Raw genomic sequence first — 20,739 nt, 5'->3', positions numbered from 1 at the left:
AAAATAATCGTAATCCGACTATCGTTTCTAAGTTGCGGAGTAATACCGACAGCGATCGCGAATTTATTACCTCTCGGAACAAGTAGTCTTCTTATTCATATTTGTGAAGAAGTAGTCTACTTATTCATACTTCGCTAATCCATTAACTAGAACACATTTTTGCTGTCTGTTATGTAGGTTTAGGATTTAGCGCGTCAACCTCAACATCTTTAGTCTGAAGGTATTAAAAGTTATGGAAATCACAAATAATGATACGGCTACTGCATCACCATCTGAGCCAGAAAAGCTTCCCTTGTATGGAGAAGCCTACTTTATTCGGCACGGCGAAAGTACCAGCAATGAGCGCAACATTTTTGCTGGAATACTAGATGTTGGACTTACAGCATTTGGCAAGCTACAAGCACGTCGCGCAGGTCTTGATATTAAGAAAAAAGGTGTCAAATTTGACGCAGTATATGTATCCCACATGAGGCGTGCGCGGCAAACTTGTGAAATCGCCCTAGCTGAAAGTCAAGCCTTGAAATCTCCTGATACTCCTGTTCAGATCGACCACCGCATTAGCGAGCGTTCTTTTGGTATTTTTGCCGGTCGTAACCTCAATTTGCTTCGTCTTTCTCTTGGATATGAAGGCTTCGAGGAAATGTTGCATTCACATAACGAAGCACCTCCGACTGGCGAAAAAATTTCACAAATTTATGTACGCGCTAGCAGTTTCTATAAAGAGCGAGTTGTACCGCACTTAGAACGAGGTGAAACTGTTCTAGTTGTCTGCCATCAATATGTACTAGAACCTCTAGCACTTTATTTAAGTGACTTGCCACCAACTGCTTATCACAGCTTAAAACTTCCTAATGGCAAAGCTTTAAGTCGAGATGAACTCGTCAAATTTCGCGACAAAGAATCTGGCGGTGCGGCTGCTTTACGCAAAAAGGTCAACGATCTTTCAATCATGTGGGCGATTGTATTATACGCTGTTGCATTCTTACTGGGCAGTTTGCTAAGAGTAGTCAGCACTTCCCCACAAGGAATTCCATCAGAGCTATTTAAAGCGATAATTATTATCTGTCTGGCAATGTCCACATTTTATACCTACCTAGACATCGACTTTGCAGGGAGCAAACGCAAAGTAACTTCAACTGTCAAATATGTAGTCTATGGGTGGATGTTGCTGCGATGGGTAGTTGGCCTCGCCTTAATATTTTCTGGAGTTTTGTACCAAAGCCCTGCCGATCTTTATAAAGTTTTATGGGTGCTTTTCTGGATAGTACCGCCAGCCCTTACTTCCCCAGTTTTATCGATACTTTGGGGTGGCAATCTTTATCCATCGGCTGTCTTATCAAGAACATTATCAATAGTTGCTCCGATCGCGCTGATTGCTACATTAGCGATCGCAGGTTCCCAATTACCCATTAACCTCTCCAGTTTAAACTTTTTCTTTGTAATTCTAGCTCTAGGTCTAGCAATACCGGGAGCCGCCGCCCAAATTTGGCGTTCTAAATCGCCTGTTGATTCAAATCGGCACAGTAAAGAATGGAAATTTATCGGAGTTCTGGCTGTTGCTTTTATGGCCCTAGCAACAGGCTTTCAGTTTGCTCCTGCAACATTTATTTCTGACCTCTTTTCCCCCATCGACCCGAACCGAGCGCTAGCTGGTTTTCAACAGCTTGCGTTTGCTGCATTAGTTTTTATTCTGATGCGTCTATGCGCTGCATTAACTTTGATATTTTCAAGTGGCAAACTGAGCAAGGCAGAAGCTCAAGATGCTTATATCTTGCTTGTTAACCCTAACTTTTTCCTTTGGGCCGCTCTTTTTGCTGGAGTTAGTACAGCTACAAATTTGGACTCGCTGAATTATGCAATTTACTGGGCCGCGCTAGGGTTCTTCTGTATCCCTTTCATCGAGCAAACATTCTTTATGAATGCCTTTAGTAGTGACTTATTGAGAGAAACATTACGTTCCTCGAAAGTGGGAACAGAAGATGTCAAAAAGCTTTTCCATCAATTGGATGCCGATGGCAGTAAAACCCTCGATAAACCAGAGATTATGGAGCTTTTAGGCCTAGTAGAAGATTTGACCACAGGCGAACGTAGCTCTGAAGAAATGAGGGGATACATTACTGATTATCTTTTCAATATTCTTGACTCAGATAAGAATGGTACGGTCGATCTAAAAGAGTTAGAAGACTACGTATCAACTTATGGGTTAGTTGTCAACCTTAACGTTGAATAGGAGTCAGTTGTTTTTCCAAAGAGAATTAGATAATATCTATTACCCTCTTTGGAAAACTTTCGCTATTACACCCAATACTAACAATAAAGGTGTTAACCAATCCCCCCATCGCACATACAAAGTCTGAGTTTTACGCCGATAAATATTACCAGCCTGGACTTCATAAGTGTTAACACCAGATATCCACAACGTCTCGCCATGAGGATTAACAAAAGCAGAATAACCCGTATTAGTTGCCCTTACCACCCACCTATCGGTTTCAATTCCTCTCATCAAATCTTGAGCGTGATGTTGAGCCATCATAGATGAATTATAATGAGCATCATTAGAAGCAGTCAGGATAAATTCACCTCCCATCGCCGCCTGACGGCGGAAATGTTCAGTAAAAGCTGAGTCATAGCAAATACCGACAATCGCTCTACCAAAAGGTGTATCAAATAATTGGTTAGATTTACCAGCTACTAAATGGGAATCTAAAGGAGAAAGTCGATTAATAATACTGCCAATAAATTGTTCAAAGGGAATATATTCTCCCAATGGTACTAGCTTAGTTTTATCGTACCGGCTAACTATTTCACCATTACCGTTGATAGTAAACAAGCTATTTGTAATGCTATCTTCCTGTTGTCCAAATCCCCCTACCCAAGCAACAACTTTTTGAGCGAGAATAGCTTGATATAAAGAAAGGTAAAAACGTTGATTAGGGTTAGTCCAAACAAACGGTAAAGCTGTCTCTGGGATTAATACAGCATCTACACCTTGGTTAGCTAAGTTTTTATATCCTGTAGTGTAGCCTTCCAAAGAGCGAATCCATCCTTCTGAATTAAACTTAATTTCATTGGGTATATTGCCCTGAATAATTCCTATTTTCAACTCTGATTTTGCATCTTCAGTCAAAGGGCGGCTATATAAACTAAAACCTATAATATGCAATATTAGGCAAAATATAACAGGTAAAAGATAAGAAATTAAATTTTCCCTTCTTCCTTCTGCCCTCTTCCTTCTGCCCTCTTCCTTCTGCCTTCTTCCTTCGCTCCAAGCTTCAGCAATTAAGCCATTAACTGCTACAATGGCGGCAGTTATAGCACTAGGCCCAGAAAGTTGACCGAGGTGTAAAATTGCTAAATTATGCGGACTTTGAGTGTAAGATAGAGATGTCCACCATAGGGAGCCGGAACTCCAAATATATTCTAAACTGCACCACAAAGCTGTCCCAATTAAGAGGCGAATTAAGACCGATAATTGAGATTTTCTCCCCCCAGCTTCCTGTGCTAAAGGAGTTGAGTTAAGAATTATAAATAGCCACGCCCAGATAGCGACTAATGCAGCTCCCCAAAGGGTGATAAATACCCAACAAAACACTGCAATCGCCAAACTTGGCCACCAAGGAACCCCCAGCCAAGTCATCGGGTGAATTCCCATTATCCAAGATAAAGCTAACCCGTGATAGCCAATTCCCCATAATGAAGGAAGAAGGAAGAAGGAAAAGGGAAGAAGGAAAAATTTTTGTTTTTTTTCTTCTAATTTTGGCTTTTCATAACTAGCAATCATCACCCAAAGGGGAGCGAGTGCTAACCACGCCAAGGGCCAAGCACTTACAGGTGCAGTTGCTAAGGCCATTAAAATACCGCCAATCAATGCAATTGCTAAGCGGTATTTTTTAATCGTATCAGACTGTAAATTAGGACTTTTTAGGTTTTTGAATATCCACATCTAAATTTAATATTATCGCCTTGATAACTGCGCTCTCTGGGGGCGTTACAAGGTGGGCATTGCCCACCCTATAAACTGAAGAAATTACTCCATTTCCGCTGACTCTAATTCTGATTCTTCACCAGATACTGAGACTAAATCCACAGCTTCATCTGACTCCGATTCTTCACCAGATAGCGGTACTAAAGCTACAGCTACAATTGAATCATCCTCATCTAAACGCTGCACTCGCACACCCGTTGCATTCCGGGATTGGGTAGAAATTGCATTGACAGTCTGACGGATAATAATACCTCTGCTAGTAACGATCATCAACTCGTCATTTTCATTGACAATTCGCAATGCAGCTACATAATCTTTAGCCTTTTTCGACTTGAATTTAGTAGCTGTTAAACCTTTACCAGCACGTCTTTGCAACCGGAATTGAGTAACAGGAACGCGCTTGCCGTAACCATTTGTAGTAATTACCAGCGCCCAAGGGCCTTGACTGCTAGCAGTGGGGATTTCTTCAGCATCGCTGCCTTCAATTTCCTCCACTTGCACTTCAATTTCCTGGGCAGATACTTCTAATTCCTCCTCTTCCAATTCCGAATCTTCAGTTTCTAACTCCGCAATACTCGCAACAATTGAACTTGGTAAAATATCCATGCCAATCAGCTCATCGCCTGCTCGCAATTTCATGGACTTTACCCCCCGGGTTGCTCGACCAACTGGGCGCAATTGTTCGTGATTAGTTCGGAAATGAATTGTCATTCCTTGGCGCGAACCGATGATAATACTATCGTCAACTCTTGCTAGCCGTACCCAGCGCAATTGGTCGCCTTCTTCCAGAGAAATAGCGATTAACCCGTTAGCACGAATGTTACTAAAAGCAGATAAGACAGTCTTCTTAATAAAGCCGCTGCGAGTTAGCATTATTAAGTATTCTTCATTGCTAAATTCTGTCACCGATACAATAGAAGTGATTTTTTCTTCAATCGGAATAGGCAGCAATTGTACAATCGGAGTCCCCCGCGCCGTGCGAGAACTGACGGGTATCTGATAACTTCTGAGACAGTAAACAACGCCTCTATCACTAAAGAATAAGACGCTATCGTGATCGCAGCAGGAGAGGAAATGTTCAACGCCATCATCCTCTTTCATTTTCGTACCAGCTTTGCCGCGAGTAGCGCGACTTTGAGCCTCAAAAGTGCTGACTGGCATTCGCTTAATGTAGCCTTGTTCTGTCAGCAAGATGATGGCTTGTTCGTTGGCAATTAAATCGGTTTCGTCGATTTCTCCTTCGGCGTGTTCGATGATAGTTCGGCGCGGCGAGGCAAACTTCAGTTTGATTTCAGCGACTTCTGTTTGGATGATTTCCAGAATCCGCTCCCGCTTTGCCAAAATATCTAGTAAGTCGGCAATTTTCTCTAGTAACTCTTCGTGTTCTTGAGTAATCTTCTGCGCTTCCAAGGCCGTCAAGCGTCGGAGCTGCATTTGCAAAATTGCATCTGATTGTACCTCTGACAAACCGTAAGTATCTATCAATTCCTGTTTCGCTGTTGCCGTATCAGCAGCACTACGAATTAGGTGAATAATAGCATCCAAATTGTCGAGAGCAATCAATAAACCTTGAAGTAAATGATCGCGTTCTTCCGCTTTCCGCAGTTCGTATTGAGTCCGCCGCGTAATTGTCTCAATCCGAAAATCTAAGAAGACGCTGAGAAACTGCTTGAGCGAAAGTAATTGAGGTTCCCCATTTACTAGCGCGAGCATATTTGCCCCGAAGTTAGCTTGTAGGGGAGTTTGTTTGTAAAGGTTGTTGAGAACAACGCGAGGATAAGCATCTCGTTTGAGCTCTATCACAATCCGCATACCATCGCGATCGCTCTCATCTCTAATATCAGAAATCCCCTCCAGCCGCTTCTCATTCACCATTTCTGCAATCTTTTCAATCAGCGCCGCCTTATTAGTTTGGTATGGCAACTCTGTGATAATAATTGCTTCTTTGTCTGGTCTACCTGGATGTTCAATAGTTTCGATCGCAGCTACGCCGCGCATCGTAATCGAACCCCTACCAGTAGTGTAAGCTTCCCGGATGCTGGCTTTCCCTAAAATCTGCGCCCCCGTTGGAAAATCAGGGCCGGGAATGTACTGCATCAGCTCAATATCGGTAATTTCTGGATTGGCAATTAATGCCATTAAACCTTCAATTACTTCTCCCAAATTGTGAGGAGGAATATTCGTCGCCATTCCCACAGCGATCCCCGACGAACCATTAACCAAAATTTGGGGGATGCGCGATGGTAAAACCAGCGGTTCCTGCTGCGAACCATCGAAATTATCGCCAAAATCGACGGTTTCCGAGTCGATATCGCGCAGCATCGCGTCGCTAGTCAGCGGTGTTAAGCGGCACTCTGTGTAACGCATCGCCGCTGGCGGGTCATTATCCACCGAGCCAAAATTGCCGTGCCCGTCAATCAGAGGTTGGCGCATGGAGAAATCCTGAGCCATCCGCACTAAAGCGTCGTACACCGCTGTATCCCCGTGCGGGTGATATTTGCCCAGCACCTCCCCCACAACGCGGGCGCATTTGCGGAAAGGTCGATCGGGAGTCAAGCCTAGTTCGTTCATAGCATAGAGAATGCGGCGGTGAACAGGCTTAAGACCGTCCCTGGCATCTGGTAGAGCCCGGCCTACAATTACGCTCATGGCGTATTCTAGGTAAGACCGGGACATCTCATTCCGCAGATCCGTCGGGATAATCCGCGACTCAGAGGTGCTCATACGATGAAATACTCCATAAAATTCTGAACTTGGCAGCTAGAAACCAGGAAGATGCGTTAAAATCGGTTTATCTTCGGTTGAGTTGCCAAATATTGCGAGTTACGCCTAAAATTATAGCACAATATGACCATTTTTAGCCGCTACGTGCAACCATAAATCAAACATTTAATTGGGAGCTACCGTGAAGGTTTTTCTGGAGACAGAACGTTTGATTCTCCGTTACTTTACTGAGGGGGATTTAGATAACTTATATGAGTTGGACAGCGACCCCGAAGTGATGCGGTATATTAATGGGGGACAGGCTAGCGATCGCGAACAGATTCGCTCTCAAACTTTGCCATTATTTCTCAAATATTATGAGGACTATCAAGGCTATGGATTTTGGGCAGCAGAGGAAAAATCTAGCGGTGAATTTATCGGCTGGTTTCATTTCCGGCCAGCCTTAGATCGTAGCGAGGATATTGAGCTGGGCTATCGTTTGAAAAGAGCATTCTGGGGTAAAGGCTATGCAACGGAAGCTGCGATCGCGCTGATTCATAAAGGATTTACTGAATTGGGTACGGAGCGCGTTTTTGCTAAGGCTTTAGCAGTTAACTCTGGATCGATTCGCGTCATGGAAAAAGCAGGATTGAAATTTGATAAATCGTTTATTGAGATGAAGTTTCCCGGCAGCAATAAAGAGGCTGTTAGGTATACTCTTGATAAAAATGAATTCTATCCATAAGAAGAAATTGAGAAAAGAGAAGACTTATTTATTATAGAAAATTAATAGAAAAGCTAGCAGTAACTACTGATTCTAATTCTTCGTAACCAAAGTAACGAGTTAGTGGCAAAATAGCTGCGATCGCGCCCAATATTAGCCCTGCAATAGTTGTCCGCAGGTAAACAGACCCAGGAATTCCGGCACAGGCGCGATCGCAACCTCTAAAAATAGCCATAAAAATCCAGTCTGCTACTGCTCCAACAATTCCGTATAATACGGCTAAAGTAAAATCATCAATGTTATTGATGTGATACTACGGAAAATTCCAACTTAGGGCAATTATAAATACTAAATAATATCAAGAGTACTTGATAAAAGTGACTGCTTCTCGATAGACTTTATAAGTTCCTAGTTAAGAACGAACTCAACCACTCTTCGTTAGTCTTTGCGGATTAGATGCGATCGTTCAACCAAGAATTTGCCCAACCCTGCATATAGGAGAGCCATAAAGCATGACTTTTTTAAACGTTTCCACAGCACAAAGAGAACAACCAGAAGCCGATCTGAAGAAATTTTTGGCATTGAACCTAAAAGGCTCAACCGTACTGCACGGTGTTGTTTTACCCTTGAGCCTTAACTTGGTCAAGCCAACTGAATTTGCAGAGGAACCCATTAAATTTGTTTTAGTTGAGGAGCCCGAAGTAGTTCAGGAAAAGGTCGTTCAAACGGTCAAACCTGCTCCCCCAGAGCCACAAATTGAGCCAGAACCGCCGCAGGTACCAGAGCCGGAAATTAAGCCAGAACCGCCAGAGGTACCAGCGCCAGAAATTAAGCCAGAACCACCAAAGGTACCAGTACCAGAGCCGGAAATTCAGCCAGCGCCGCCATCGATACCAGCACCAGAGCCGGAAATTAGCCCAGTACCGCCATCGATACCAGCACCAGAGCCGGAAATTAGCCCAGGACTGCCAGAGATAACAGCGTCAGAGCCGGAAATTAACCCAGTACCGCTACAGCTAAAGAAGAAGGGCGTTACGACGGTGAATTTGCTGATGGAGAATTTAATGGCAAAGGCATCCGTGAATTTCCCAACGGCAACGGTTATTAGGGAGAGTTCGCTGATAGAAAAATGAATGGGAAGGGTGCATCTGTTTGCCAATGGCGATCGCTACGAAGGAGAATTTCTCAACTGCTAAAAGCGCGGTCAAGGTTCCTACCGTTATACCGATGGCACTCGTGTTGAAGGATGTTAGCAACTTAGCAACAAGGAAAGTTACAAAATTAACCTTTCCCCCTTCAGCAATTAGGAATCCTAGTCTTTGGTGTTTTTGCGGTCAGTCGATTGTCAAAGCGGGTTATCATACGGATCAGTCGAGTATGACAATAACTCGTTCTGGCTATTAGTTGCCTCTGGTACAAAACTCCGAACTGTCTATGCTACCTGTCATCTACTCTGAGGATTTTTTGCTGCACAAGACTGGTATGCTTCACCCAGAGCGGCCAGAGCGTCTAAGTGCGATCGTGGAAGCTCTTAAAGCTGCACCTTGGGGTGCTGAGCTTGATTGGCAGTTACCCACACCCGTTCAAAAACGTAGCGAGGTATTAACTGCGATTCTCAAAAAGATTCACTCGCAGAAATACATTCACGAAGTAGAGCACCTAGCACAACGGGGAGGTGGCTACTTGGATGGCGACACGCCAGTTTCCGCAGATAGTTATGATGTGGCATTGCTAGCAATTAGTGCTTGGTTGGATGGTGCCGATCGCGCCTTAGCCAGTGGTGAACCAGCTTTCGTGCTAGCAAGGCCGCCCGGACACCATGCTGAAAGAGAGCGCGGCATGGGTTTTTGTTTGTTTTCTAATGCTGCGATCGCTGCTCATTACGCCCTCGAACAACCAGGAATTAACCGAGTAGCCATCCTCGACTGGGACGTGCATCACGGTAACGGTACCCAGTCCCTAGTTGAAAATAATCGCCAAATCGCTTTCTGTTCCCTGCACCAATCTCCCTGCTATCCGGGAACTGGTTATGGAGACGAACGCGGAGCCTACGACAATGTACTCAACCTTCCGATGTATCCTGGTAGCGGCATCACCGAGTACCGCACTGCCTTTGAATCTCAAGTTATGCCATTTTTATCGAAATTTAAGCCCGATTTGTTGATTGTCAGCGCTGGCTACGACGGCAATGCCGCCGATCCCTTGGCGAGTATTACCCTCCTACCTTCGGATTATGGGGTGTTCACAGACTACTGCCTTAAAATTACCCGCCGCATTTCCTTTGGGTTAGAAGGGGGTTATGCCCTTAAAGAGTTAGCTGAGTCAGTAACGGCAACTATTGCCCGGTGTTTGCTCTAGGATTGGACACTCAAGACTTTTGGTGAGTAGCGATCGCAACTATAGCGAATAGCCTAGCTACTTAAATTGCGGCATTATTTTCAACAGACGTGATAAAGTTAACATACCATACAAAACACTCTGAACTTTAGCTACGAAACGGTTGAAATCCCACAACCCACGTCATACCTTTGGGTATCGTCAGGGGTAAAAAATTGGCAGCTAAAAGCGTGAATTAAAAGATATAGCAACCGCTAAAGTGATTAAGAATTTCTTACTTGCTCAAACGATTGCTTTTATTGCGTTCTGCCTTCTGCTATAGATAGTATGCCGCAGTCTAAAAGTAGCCATAAACTTAGATTAATCGGAGTAAGTGGATAGTGGCTGTTTGATACAGCCTTTAAAAATCAAGATTTTTGTGGATTTATCCCCAAAAGGTTGTTGTTAATCATCTCCGTATCTTTAGACCGGGGAGTGTCAATTCGTCCTACCATCTAAACTATGAAAACCACAGAAAATACCAAGCTCTCCAACGAAAAAACTCTGGAGGCGATGAAGAATTTCTCCGAAACCTATGCTAAACGCACCAGCACTTACTTCTGTGTTGAACCTTCTGTCACCGCTGTAGTCATTGAAGGACTCGCGAAGCACAAAGACGAACTCGGTGCCCCCTTATGTCCCTGTCGCCACTACGAGGATAAAGAAGCAGAAGTAAAAGCTGCATACTGGAATTGCCCTTGTATTCCCATGCGCGAACGTAAGGAATGCCACTGTATGCTGTTTTTGACTCCAGACAACGATTTTGCCGGCGAAATTCAAGAAATTTCTATGGAACAACTTCAAGCAGTCAGAGAGAGTATGTAATAGGGGCGAAGCTTTCCGGCGAAAATTTATAGTTGAATCTCTAATTTTCGCCGCCGGAAAGCTTCGCCATAAATTTAAGTTATAGCAACCTTCTTAGCTGTTAAGTAGAAGGAAGAAGGAAGAAGGAAGAAGGAAGAAGGAAGAAGGAGAGAAGGAAGAAAAATTTAGTTATCTAGGAGAGAAGGAAGAATGTTTATACAGTCAGCTTTTTAGCCATCCTTATCTTATGTTTAATTAGGTGGATTTACTTAGGACATTCGCTCATGACCCAAACCATTGACTCTTTTCCCCTAGTCCCTAGTCCCTAGCCCCTAGCCCCTAGCTATAAGTTTCAATCTATAGTAAAAAACTCAATAGTTTCAGCAGATTGGGTAGAAATCATTATTGGTTCTTGATATAGTGGTATGGTAAATGTTACAGTTGAGCCTAATCCTTCTCCCATACTATAAAAATTCACCGTCCCTCTCATAGCTTCTACCAATTTTTGGGAAATTGCCAAACCTAAACCCGTACCGCCATATTGCCTAGTACGATCGCCGTCTACTTGGAAGAAAGACTGAAACAGTTTATCTTGTTTGTCCAAAGAAACTCCAATTCCTGTATCCGCAACTCTAATTTTTACCAGACCTGGTAGTTCCCGATTCTGAATAACTATCTTTTTCTTAATCAATTCCATACTGATACTAATACCCCCTTCATGGGTAAACTTAATCGCATTTCCTACTAGATTTAACATCACTTGGAGCAGGCGCTGGTAGTTGCCATATACAATAATTTCATCTTGAGTTGCAGGCTTTTGGATTTTAAAATTTAACTGCTTTTGTTGCAACTGAGCCTGGGTAAAATTTTCTACTTCTTGCAACAGTTCATTGATTTTAATAGGAGTAAGTTCTAACTCCATTTTCCCGGCTTCAATCTTGGCAATATCCAAAACATCATTGATGAGATTGAGCAGGTGCAGCGCTGAACGGTAAGCTTCTTGAATAAATTGATGTTCTTCCTCTGGATCGTCTGCCATACCATCCATTACTAACTTGAGAAAGCCAAGCATTCCATTCAGAGGAGTGCGGAGTTCATGGGAGGTATTGGCTAGAAACTGGCTTTTGAGTTGAGACAAAGCCACAGCTTCAGCACGAGCTTGTTCTAATTCTTGATAGAGAGTAGCGTGAGCGATCGCAGTCCCCACTTGCACGGCTAGCTCCCGCACAAACTCTACCTCAACGGCGCTCCATCGGCGGATAGTATTACATTGGTGCAAGCAAATCAAAGCATTGGGTTGGTCTTGATAGGAGGTAGCTGCTACCAGCACCGAAAAGCGCTCAAAGGGGTCTTTAGTATCAGGAGTGCGCTCTACTGCTACTGGTTCTAAAGTCGCTAAAGCCTGACTCCACCCAGGCTGATCCGCCTCTGAGAGTTCTAAACCCAGCATCGAAGAGTAAGCCTCTTGGCAATATTCAGCGACTACTTTAAATTTAGGATTGAGTTCTGAGAAATCGTAATTTTCTTCTTCTTTATAAGAACAAATAATGCAGCGAGTGACTCCCAAAACTTGCCCTAAACTGTTAACAGTTTGCTGCCAAATAGTTTTTAAATCCAGAGTTCGGCGAACATTCTGAGCAATTTGAGAGAGAATTTTATGATACAACTCAGAACTAGGAGGGAGCGTGCGGCGGATACTCCCAGCAATTTGAATCAGCATTTTTTGGTGCAAATCCAAGTTTGAGGCTAAAGCGGGATAGGCGACTAATTCTTGAGAATTAACGGCTTGAGCGTTCAGTTTATGAGGTAACAGTCGGCCCATAACTAGAACTTTGGTTGCTTTGCCGTTGGCTGTTAGCACCGGACTAATTACTAGGTCGAAGGGAAAATACTGCTCTGCGTAGGCAAAGGGATAGCTGAATCGCTCTGGCATTTGACCGTCGAGGGCGCGGCGTACTCGGTCAAGATAAGGTGCGATCGCCACTGGCCCAAAAGTTTCGCTCATCTGGCAACCTACGATCTTTTCCGGGTTCAGTTTGTAATTCTCAGCTTGTTGCCAGTAAAAAGATAGATATTTGCCAGAAGCGTCCTGGGTAAATACTAACTCTGCCCCTAATTCTTGCAAAAAGTCAGTAGGGGCTTGGCTCGAAAGCTGGAAATCAGCGTTAGAGTTCATCAGATTACCACTGGAAACTGCAAGGGGAGGGGAGCGGAGGAGATGGGGAGCGGGGGGGCGGGGGAGATGGGGAGGATGAGGAGGATGGGGGAGGATAGGGGAGATGGGGAGAATTTTGCTTTTCTTGTGCGTTAGCATTCAGCTAATGTCTTCAACCTTCTCTCCTAGAGTAATAAATCCTTTTGCCTTCTCAGTCCCCTCTGCCCCCCTGCCCCTCTGCCCCTCTGCTCCCCTGCTCCCATCTCCTTCATTCTGCATCAATCGTTCCATTCGCCGCGCGGGGGGATGGGGGGGTTGCGCCGAAGACTCAAGGCTAACTCATCTTCGCGGCGTTCGCCTCTAAGCCACTGGCGAATCGCAGTCTCTATCACCTTGCTGGGGTCATTTGTGAGGTGCTTAATTTGATCTAATAGTTCAGAATCTAAGTGGACAGACACTTCCACCTTGTCGGCTGAACTGTGGGGGGGGATGGTTTGCTCGTTCATATAAATGCTCCAAAATGGAAACCCATCGCCTTTAGGGGTGGGAGTGTCAGAATCGCGAAATCTTAACAAGGAAGAAGTATTTTTGTTGAAGTTCCTAATAGAAACTTACGGGTTTTTCTTTTTAAGGAATGTATAATTTGCCGCTAAAAAGGGATTTATGGCTATTAAAAACAGATATTTTTTGTACCACATCTCCTCCCCAATTCCAATAATACCATCAAATTAGGTGCCTTTTGTCAAGCGTTGGTAATTCCTGACATCTGCTGTTGAGCGATCGCCCAACCTTAAAGGGAAACTTTCTAAGGAAGCGGCTTGACCAACATCCTAAACACCTTCTGTAGAATAGAAAGGAAGGAAGGATTGCAAGTGTTTAGCCTCTGCGTGTGTAATGATACAACAAAAAGCATCCATTCCCGGCTCCTATGACTAGCGTCCCTGTTTCTCGCATTCGCAACTTTTCAATCATCGCTCACATCGACCACGGGAAGTCTACTTTGGCCGATCGCCTGTTGCAGGCGACTGGGACGGTGGGCGATCGGGAGATGAAAGAGCAATTTTTAGACTCGATGGATCTCGAACGGGAGCGCGGCATTACGATTAAGCTGCAAGCGGCTCGGATGAATTACACTGCTAAGGATGGTCAGCAGTACGTGCTGAATTTAATTGATACTCCCGGGCACGTAGATTTTTCCTACGAGGTGTCGCGAAGTCTCGCCGCCTGCGAAGGTGCTCTATTGGTGGTAGATGCTTCTCAAGGTGTGGAAGCACAAACTTTGGCAAATGTCTATCTGGCTCTGGAAAATAATTTAGAAATTATCCCGGTTTTGAATAAAATTGACCTGCCAGGGGCGGAACCAGACCGGGTAAAAAGCGAAATTGAAGAAATTATTGGCTTAGACTGTTCTGGGGCGATTCCAGCTTCGGCGAAAGAGGGGATTGGCATTGACGAGATTTTGGAGTCCATTGTCAGCCTGGTACCGCCGCCGCAGGATACTGTATCCAAACCTTTACGAGCCCTGATTTTTGACAGTTATTACGACAGCTATCGTGGGGTGATTGTCTATTTTCGGGTGATGGATGGGACGGTGAAAAAGGGCGATCGCATTCATCTGATGGCCTCTGAGAAGGAATACGAAATCGACGAGTTAGGCATCCTTTCCCCCACCCAAGTGCAGGTAGACGAACTCCACGCTGGCGAAGTGGGGTATATCGCTGCTGCAATCAAAGCTGTGGCTGATGCCCGCGTGGGCGATACAATTACGCTGGCAAAAAATAAGGCCTCGGAACCTTGGCCTGGTTACACTGAGGCCAAGCCGATGGTATTTTGCGGCTTATTTCCCATCGATGCCGATCAATTTCCCGACTTGCGGGAAGCTTTGGAAAAGCTGAAACTCAACGATGCAGCCTTGGCTTACGAACCAGAAACATCAAGTGCAATGGGTTTTGGCTTCCGCTGCGGCTTTTTGGGCTTGCTGCACATGGAAATCGTGCAGGAACGGCTGGAGCGGGAATATAATCTGAATTTGATCGTTACGGCTCCTTCTGTGGTCTATCAAGTGACGACGATTAAAGGGGAAGTCGTGATGATCGATAACCCCAGCCACTTGCCCGACCCTCAGTTACGCCAGAAAATAGAGGAACCCTACGTTCAGGTGGAAATGATCGCGCCAGAGGGTTATGTAGGGGCGCTAATGGAGTTAAGCCAGAACCGCCGAGGCGTGTTTAAGGACATGAAATATCTCGCTAAAGGGCGGACAACTTTAACTTACGATTTGCCTTTAGCGGAGGTAGTAACAGACTTTTTTGACCAGATGAAGTCGCGATCGCGCGGCTATGCCAGCATGGAATATCACATCATCGGCTACCGCGAAAATCCTCTGGTAAAACTGGACATTCTAATTAACGCCGAGCCCGTTGATGCCTTAGCAATGATCGTTCACCGAGACAAAGCTTACAATGTAGGCCGAGGAATGACAGAAAAACTCAAGGAATTAATTCCCCGTCACCAGTTTAAGGTTCCCATTCAAGCTTCCATTGGCAGTAAAGTCATTGCCAGCGAACACATTCCCGCCTTGCGTAAAGATGTTCTCGCCAAATGTTACGGCGGTGATATCTCCCGTAAGAAAAAACTCTTACAGAAACAGGCGAAAGGTAAAAAGCGCATGAAATCTGTCGGGACAGTGGATGTCCCCCAAGAGGCTTTCATGGCAGTGTTACGGCTGGATCAGCCATAATCTTGATTGGTTACAATAATGAAGATTTGATAAATTCTGCGTTGCGAACATTGTTTCAGCCGTAGTCTTTGTTATTTTGGAGCAAGGATAGAACTTACACAAAAAAAGCTTACACAAAAAAACTTGAAGAAACCGGGTTCTAATTACCCCGTTTCTTAAAGAAAATCAGCTTTTGTGTAAGTCCTATCTAAGTTTAGAACGAAATATTTGTACCGTAGCTCGATCTCAACAACTCAGTAACGCAAATAATGAGAATATTAGTCACAGGTGGAGCAGGTTTTATCGGTTCCCATCTCATCGATCGCTTAATGGCCCAGGGAAATGAGGTAATTTGCCTGGATAATTTTTACACCGGGACTAAGCGCAACATCCTCAAATGGATGGACAATCCTTATTTTGAACTGATCCGGCACGACATTACAGAACCAATTCGCTTAGAAGCCGATCAAATCTATCATTTAGCTTGCCCAGCTTCGCCAGTTCACTATCAGTATAATCCCGTCAAAACCATTAAAACTAATGTGATGGGGACAATGAATATGCTGGGTTTAGCAAAGCGGGTGAAAGCCAGAATTTTGTTAGCATCCACTTCCGAAGTTTACGGCGATCCTAGCGTACATCCCCAAACAGAGGATTATTGGGGAAATGTCAATTGTATTGGAATTCGATCCTGTTATGACGAAGGCAAGCGAGTAGCTGAAACTTTGGCCTTTGATTATCACCGCCAAAATGGTGTAGACATTCGGGTAGTGCGAATTTTTAACACTTATGGCACTAGGATGTTAGAAAATGATGGTCGAGTGGTAAGTAATTTTATCGTCCAAGCTTTGCGAGGAATCCCCCTAACTGTTTACGGAGATGGTTCTCAAACGCGAAGTTTTTGTTATGTTTCTGACTTGGTAGAAGGAATAATGGGCTTGATGAATGGTGATAACATTGGGCCTATGAATTTAGGAAATCCGGGTGAATATACGATCTTACAATTGGCTCAGAAAATTCAGGAGATGGTGAATCCAGGTACGGAAATTATCTATAAGCCTTTACCGCAAGATGATCCAAAACAGCGACAGCCGGACATTACCCGTGCTAAAACTTGGTTAGGGTGGGAACCGAAAGTTCCACTAGATGAAGGTTTGAAGTTGACTATTGATGATTTTCGCGATCGCCTTCTGGGAAATGGTTAGTTGTTGGTTGTTAATTGTTAGTGGTTAGTTGTTGTTAGTTAGTGGTTAATTGTTAGTTGTTGGTTATTAGCAATTAGCCATTAGCAATTAGCAATTAGCCATTACTAAATTTCATTACTTACTTTGAGGATAATTCTATGCGTGTTTGTGTCATTGGTACTGGATACGTTGGCTTAGTTACAGGAACCTGCTTGGCTCACATCGGTCATCACGTCATCTGTGTAGACAACAACGAAGAAAAAGTGAAGTTAATGAAATCTGGACAGTCACCAATTTTTGAGCCAGGACTTTCGGAGATCATGCAGTCAGCTTCTCAATCTGGAAATCTAGAATTTACTTCGGATTTAGCCGCAGGGGTGGCTCACGGTGACATTTTATTTATTGCAGTGGGAACGCCTCCTTTGCCGACTGGCGAAAGCGATACTCGCTACGTGGAAGCCGTCGCTCGTGGAATTGGTGCTCACTTGGATGGGGAGTACAAAGTAATAGTAAATAAATCCACAGTACCAATTGGTTCTGGCGACTGGGTGCGGATGATTGTACTTGATGGACTCGCAGAACGCCAAAAAGCTAAGGTAGGAGATGGCGAGGTTAGTAATGAAGAAGTTGCAGCCAAAAGTGGTGTTCAATTTGATGTAGTTAGCAACCCCGAATTTTTGCGGGAAGGCTCCGCTGTTTACGATACTTTTAACCCAGATCGGATTGTTTTGGGAAGCAATAGCAAGCGTGGCATTGATATGATGATGGAACTGTACACGCCAATTATTGAGCGCAAGCACAGCGAAGATCCATCGTTGCCACAGGTACCTGTAGTAGTGACAGATATCAGTTCCGCTGAGATGATTAAGTATGCCGCTAATGCTTTCTTGGCTACTAAGATTAGCTTTATTAATGAAGTCGCAAATATTTGCGATCGCGTCGGCGCAGATGTAGTACAAATAGCCAAAGGTATCGGTTTAGATTCCCGGATTGGTGGCAAGTTTTTACAAGCAGGAATTGGCTGGGGGGGTTCCTGTTTCCCGAAAGATGTTTCCGCTTTAGTTCATACCGCTGATGATTACGGCTATGACGCACACTTGCTGAAAGCAGCAGTCGAAGTTAATGAGCGCCAGCGCACAATCGCCATTGAAAAATTGCAGCAAGTGCTAAAAATTCTCAAAGGTAAAACAGTAGGATTGCTTGGCTTAACTTTCAAGCCGGATACTGACGACTTGCGCGATGCACCAGCATTGAATTTAATCGAAAATCTCAATCGATTGGGAGCGAAAGTTAAAGCTTATGACCCGATTGTTTCACAAACGGGAATGCGTCATGGTTTGTCTGGAGTAATGGTAGAAACAGATCCCGAACGCTTAGCAGATGGTTGTGATGCTTTGGTTTTAGTCACTGACTGGCAACAGTTTCGCAACTTAGACTATGCAAAAATGGCGAAGTTGATGAACCATCCAGTGATGATTGATGGTCGCAATTTCTTAGATAGAAAGAGTCTGGAAGCTGTTGGTTTTCACTATGTGGGGATTGGTCACTAGAGCTGTTGAAAGCTAAATATGTGGACTAATAGCTAATAGTTAATTGTAAAAACAGGCAATTAACTATTAGCTATTTAAAGCGATGTATTTAATTTTTATTTTCTCACACTCTCTTTTAAGAATTTTGCGAAACGCTTAACTCAGATTGAATTTCAGAAGTCTTTATGCTTTCTTCTGCTTCGCAAACAGTAACAGTGAGCTTTAATCCTATAGCCTTTAACCAAGTACCTAGATTATAAATTACATCGCTACCCTGTTGTGAAAGAATTTCATCTAGTTTGTCTAAGTGTATTTTAGCTTGCTCTGGAGTTATAGTTTTTTCCCCAAGAGCTTCAAATACATCATTTATGGCTCGTTTGAGTAGTTCAGGTTCCGGCTTTTCTTCCTCTAATGTTGCGGTTATATAGGCTGCCGCTAGTTCCGGCTTTTTTCTGAGAGATTCAATCAGAAATGGATGATAAGGTAGGCTTTTAGGCATTGTTTTAACTCCTATAATTTATCCAGTATTCTTTAGCTCGGCGGATATCTTTGTCTTGAGTGCTTTTATCGCCTCCACACAGTAGAAGCACAGTAGTTGAACCTATCTGTCCAAAATAGATCCGGTAGCCAGACCCATAATTAATTTTTAGTTCGCACACACCTTCTCCCACTGAGCGAGAATCCCCTAAATTACCATCAGCTATGCGGTTAAGCCTAGAGATAATCTTGGCTTGAGTATTGATATCTCGGAGTGAATTAAACCACTCATCGTAAGGGACTCTTCCCTCTGAGGTAGTGTAACGTTCAATTTCCCTGGGTTGTACTTCCATAATTGTATTATAAGCAATTGCCCCTCATTTTGTGGAGTTCCTGATTTTATCATTTATGCAACTATAACTAACCTCTTTTTACTTTTATTTTTTAAACTCTTAATTCCGTAACTTCGCCATAAAAATGACTTTTTGCCTCCCCTAAATGTTTTTTCAAAGTCTCAACAGGTAGCGGCCCTTTTAAGTGACTCCAAGGCAAAACTAAATCCAATTTCCACTCAGCATGAACATAGAAATCAATCTCAGGTAACTGTCCCCGTAACTCCTTAAAAGCACGGCGATAACTACCCAAAGAATCCCCATAATGCCGCACCAATTCTAATAACTTCGACAGCCTTCTATCTCCCCGCGATAGCAAGGCCTGAATTACAGACCAATTATAACTTTCAGGTCGAAATTCTAAACCTAATTTTCCTAAATCTTTATCTAACGACTTTAATCTTTTTTCTGCCTCTTTATTTACTCCAAACCATTGAAAAGGGGTGTGAGATTTCGGGACAAAAGTGCTGCATCCAAGAGTTAAACGTAAACCGGGCGCTGATTTTTTAATATCGCGCATCATTGCCACAGTTTCGTTTAAATCTTCTGATTTTTCACCAGGAATTCCCACCATTCCATAAAGTTTAATTCCCTTTAATCCCCCAGCTTTAGCATTGATGGAAGCCTGAATAATCTCATCATTACTTAGTTTTTTGTTGACAATTTTGCGAACTCGTTCGCTACCACTTTCCACTGCAATTGTAATAGAACGAGTATCTCTTTTAGCTAGAGTTTCCGCTAATTGTACTGTTACAGTATTCGTCCTCACTGATGAAATACTCAAGCGCACTTCATCATATTTAGGTTGACTTAAATAATCTAATAATCCCTCAAATTCTGGGTGTTGAGTCACAGAAGCACCTAGCAAACCTAAGCGATTTGTCACTGTTAAACCGCGTTCAATGGCTGGAATTAAGGACTCTTCAAAACTTGCAGTTCTAAATGGTAATGTTAGATAACTTGCTAAACAGAAACGACACATTTCTGGACAACTGCGAACCACTTCCACCATGTAAATATTTTCCCAAGCTGCTTTTTCTGTGACTACAGTTGAAGCAGATAAAACATTTCCGCGATAAGTTTGTTTTTCAACTTGTGCAGGGATGGTTGTATCTACTGGCAAAATAGACTTGATGCCACCAGCCGGCTCGTGATAAGTTACTTCATATAAACTAGGAACATAAATACCTGGTATTTGTGCTAAATGGCGGAGTTTAGTTTTTCTATTTGCTGTCCTAACTTCTTTGTAAGCATTAATGAAATTAGCAAGTAGATTTTCGCCATCACCTAGTAAGATTACATCAAAAAAATCAGCAAAAGGTTCAGGATTAGCAGTAAAAACTGGACCGCCGCCAAATATAATCGGATGATTATCTGTGCGTTTTGATGCCCAAATAGGTACTTCTAAAAATTCCAATAAATTGAGAATATTAACATAATCGAGTTCCCAAGATAAGGAAAAACCCACTAATTCTGGCTGTCTCGGTAATTGTTCGTGGGTATCAGTAAATAAGCGGCTGACTTCGATATCACTCCGGGTTGCTAAAGTTGCCCACACCACCTGATAGCCAAGGCTAGTAATGCCAACAGTATACTCGTTGGGAAAAGCAAAAATTGTGGGGATGGCATCAGCGTTAGGGGTTGCTGGCGTAAACAGGAGGCGTTCAGAGGAAAATAGGTCAGGAGTCACT

The 20,739-nt window shown here is 43.6% G+C and carries 16 protein-coding genes; 8 read left to right on the top strand and 8 right to left on the bottom strand.

Annotated features, from left to right (window positions below; translation table 11 throughout):
* Positions 1 to 232 precede the first annotated feature (232 nt).
* Positions 233 to 2,230 (top strand): histidine phosphatase family protein, encoded by a 1,998-nt coding sequence (locus tag OSCIL6407_RS0106055; RefSeq protein WP_019487021.1) that lies wholly within the window; start codon positions 233 to 235, stop codon positions 2,228 to 2,230.
* 39 nt (positions 2,231 to 2,269) lie between these two features.
* On the opposite strand, the gene lnt is transcribed toward OSCIL6407_RS0106055, so the two are convergent.
* Together lnt and gyrA are read right to left on the bottom strand one after the other, a co-directional pair.
* Positions 2,270 to 3,943, bottom strand: coding sequence for an apolipoprotein N-acyltransferase (gene lnt / locus OSCIL6407_RS0106050; RefSeq protein ID WP_007358174.1), 1,674 nt, complete (start codon positions 3,941 to 3,943; stop codon positions 2,270 to 2,272).
* An 84-nt stretch (positions 3,944 to 4,027) separates the two neighbouring features.
* Complete coding sequence (gene gyrA, locus OSCIL6407_RS0106045) at positions 4,028 to 6,709, bottom strand: DNA topoisomerase (ATP-hydrolyzing) subunit A (protein ID WP_007358175.1); 2,682 nt, start codon at positions 6,707 to 6,709, stop codon at positions 4,028 to 4,030.
* 181 nt (positions 6,710 to 6,890) lie between these two features.
* Here gyrA and OSCIL6407_RS0106040 point away from each other — a divergent pair, with 181 nt between their 5' ends.
* Positions 6,891 to 7,433, top strand: coding sequence for a GNAT family N-acetyltransferase (locus OSCIL6407_RS0106040; RefSeq protein ID WP_007358176.1), 543 nt, complete (start codon positions 6,891 to 6,893; stop codon positions 7,431 to 7,433).
* Positions 7,434 to 7,464: 31 nt separating this feature from the next.
* On the opposite strand, the gene OSCIL6407_RS0106035 is transcribed toward OSCIL6407_RS0106040, so the two are convergent.
* Entirely contained in the window at positions 7,465 to 7,710 is a 246-nt protein-coding gene (locus OSCIL6407_RS0106035; RefSeq protein WP_324603614.1) for a hypothetical protein, read from the bottom strand.
* Between the two features lie 214 nt (positions 7,711 to 7,924).
* On the opposite strand from OSCIL6407_RS0106035, the gene OSCIL6407_RS38525 reads away from it, so the two are divergent.
* The 3 genes from OSCIL6407_RS38525 (at position 7,925) to OSCIL6407_RS0106020 (ending at position 10,613) form a co-directional block, all read left to right on the top strand.
* Entirely contained in the window at positions 7,925 to 8,545 is a 621-nt protein-coding gene (locus tag OSCIL6407_RS38525; protein ID WP_007358178.1) for a hypothetical protein, read from the top strand.
* A 301-nt stretch (positions 8,546 to 8,846) separates the two neighbouring features.
* A complete protein-coding gene (locus OSCIL6407_RS0106025; RefSeq protein WP_007358180.1) occupies positions 8,847 to 9,770 on the top strand; it encodes a histone deacetylase family protein in 924 nt (307 codons plus the stop codon).
* Between the two features lie 480 nt (positions 9,771 to 10,250).
* Positions 10,251 to 10,613, top strand: coding sequence for a ferredoxin-thioredoxin reductase catalytic domain-containing protein (locus tag OSCIL6407_RS0106020; protein WP_007358181.1), 363 nt, complete (start codon positions 10,251 to 10,253; stop codon positions 10,611 to 10,613).
* A gap of 331 nt (positions 10,614 to 10,944) precedes the next feature.
* Here the strand turns inward: OSCIL6407_RS0106020 and OSCIL6407_RS0106015 are convergent, their stop codons facing one another.
* Positions 10,945 to 12,768, bottom strand: a complete 1,824-nt coding sequence (locus tag OSCIL6407_RS0106015) for an ATP-binding protein (protein ID WP_007358182.1) — start codon at positions 12,766 to 12,768, stop codon at positions 10,945 to 10,947.
* Between the two features lie 257 nt (positions 12,769 to 13,025).
* The gene (locus OSCIL6407_RS0106005; RefSeq protein ID WP_007358184.1) at positions 13,026 to 13,253 is read right to left on the bottom strand and encodes a type II toxin-antitoxin system CcdA family antitoxin; all 228 of its coding nucleotides are present in this window, start codon (positions 13,251 to 13,253) and stop codon (positions 13,026 to 13,028) included.
* 422 nt (positions 13,254 to 13,675) lie between these two features.
* Between OSCIL6407_RS0106005 and lepA the strand changes: the two genes are divergently transcribed.
* The 3 genes from lepA (at position 13,676) to OSCIL6407_RS0105990 (ending at position 18,200) form a co-directional block, all read left to right on the top strand.
* On the top strand, positions 13,676 to 15,487 hold the full coding sequence (lepA, locus tag OSCIL6407_RS0106000) for a translation elongation factor 4 (RefSeq protein ID WP_007358185.1): 1,812 nt from the start codon (positions 13,676 to 13,678) through the stop codon (positions 15,485 to 15,487).
* A 248-nt stretch (positions 15,488 to 15,735) separates the two neighbouring features.
* Positions 15,736 to 16,671 (top strand): UDP-glucuronic acid decarboxylase family protein, encoded by a 936-nt coding sequence (locus OSCIL6407_RS0105995; RefSeq protein ID WP_007358186.1) that lies wholly within the window; start codon positions 15,736 to 15,738, stop codon positions 16,669 to 16,671.
* 137 nt (positions 16,672 to 16,808) lie between these two features.
* The gene (locus tag OSCIL6407_RS0105990) at positions 16,809 to 18,200 is read left to right on the top strand and encodes a UDP-glucose dehydrogenase family protein (protein ID WP_007358187.1); all 1,392 of its coding nucleotides are present in this window, start codon (positions 16,809 to 16,811) and stop codon (positions 18,198 to 18,200) included.
* Between the two features lie 115 nt (positions 18,201 to 18,315).
* Here the strand turns inward: OSCIL6407_RS0105990 and OSCIL6407_RS0105985 are convergent, their stop codons facing one another.
* From OSCIL6407_RS0105985 to OSCIL6407_RS0105975, 3 genes are all read right to left on the bottom strand, one after another.
* Positions 18,316 to 18,678: a helix-turn-helix domain-containing transcriptional regulator gene (locus tag OSCIL6407_RS0105985; RefSeq protein WP_007358188.1), complete on the bottom strand. Its 363-nt coding sequence runs from the start codon at positions 18,676 to 18,678 to the stop codon at positions 18,316 to 18,318.
* Between the two features lie 4 nt (positions 18,679 to 18,682).
* Positions 18,683 to 19,009, bottom strand: coding sequence for a type II toxin-antitoxin system RelE/ParE family toxin (locus OSCIL6407_RS0105980; RefSeq protein ID WP_007358189.1), 327 nt, complete (start codon positions 19,007 to 19,009; stop codon positions 18,683 to 18,685).
* 91 nt (positions 19,010 to 19,100) lie between these two features.
* Positions 19,101 to 20,738: a B12-binding domain-containing radical SAM protein gene (locus tag OSCIL6407_RS0105975; RefSeq protein ID WP_007358190.1), complete on the bottom strand. Its 1,638-nt coding sequence runs from the start codon at positions 20,736 to 20,738 to the stop codon at positions 19,101 to 19,103.
* Position 20,739: the final 1 nt, after the last annotated feature.

The organism is Kamptonema formosum PCC 6407 (assembly GCF_000332155.1).
Lineage (GTDB): Bacteria > Cyanobacteriota > Cyanobacteriia > Cyanobacteriales > Microcoleaceae > Kamptonema > Kamptonema formosum.
This window is presented reverse-complemented; position numbering and strand designations above follow the sequence as displayed.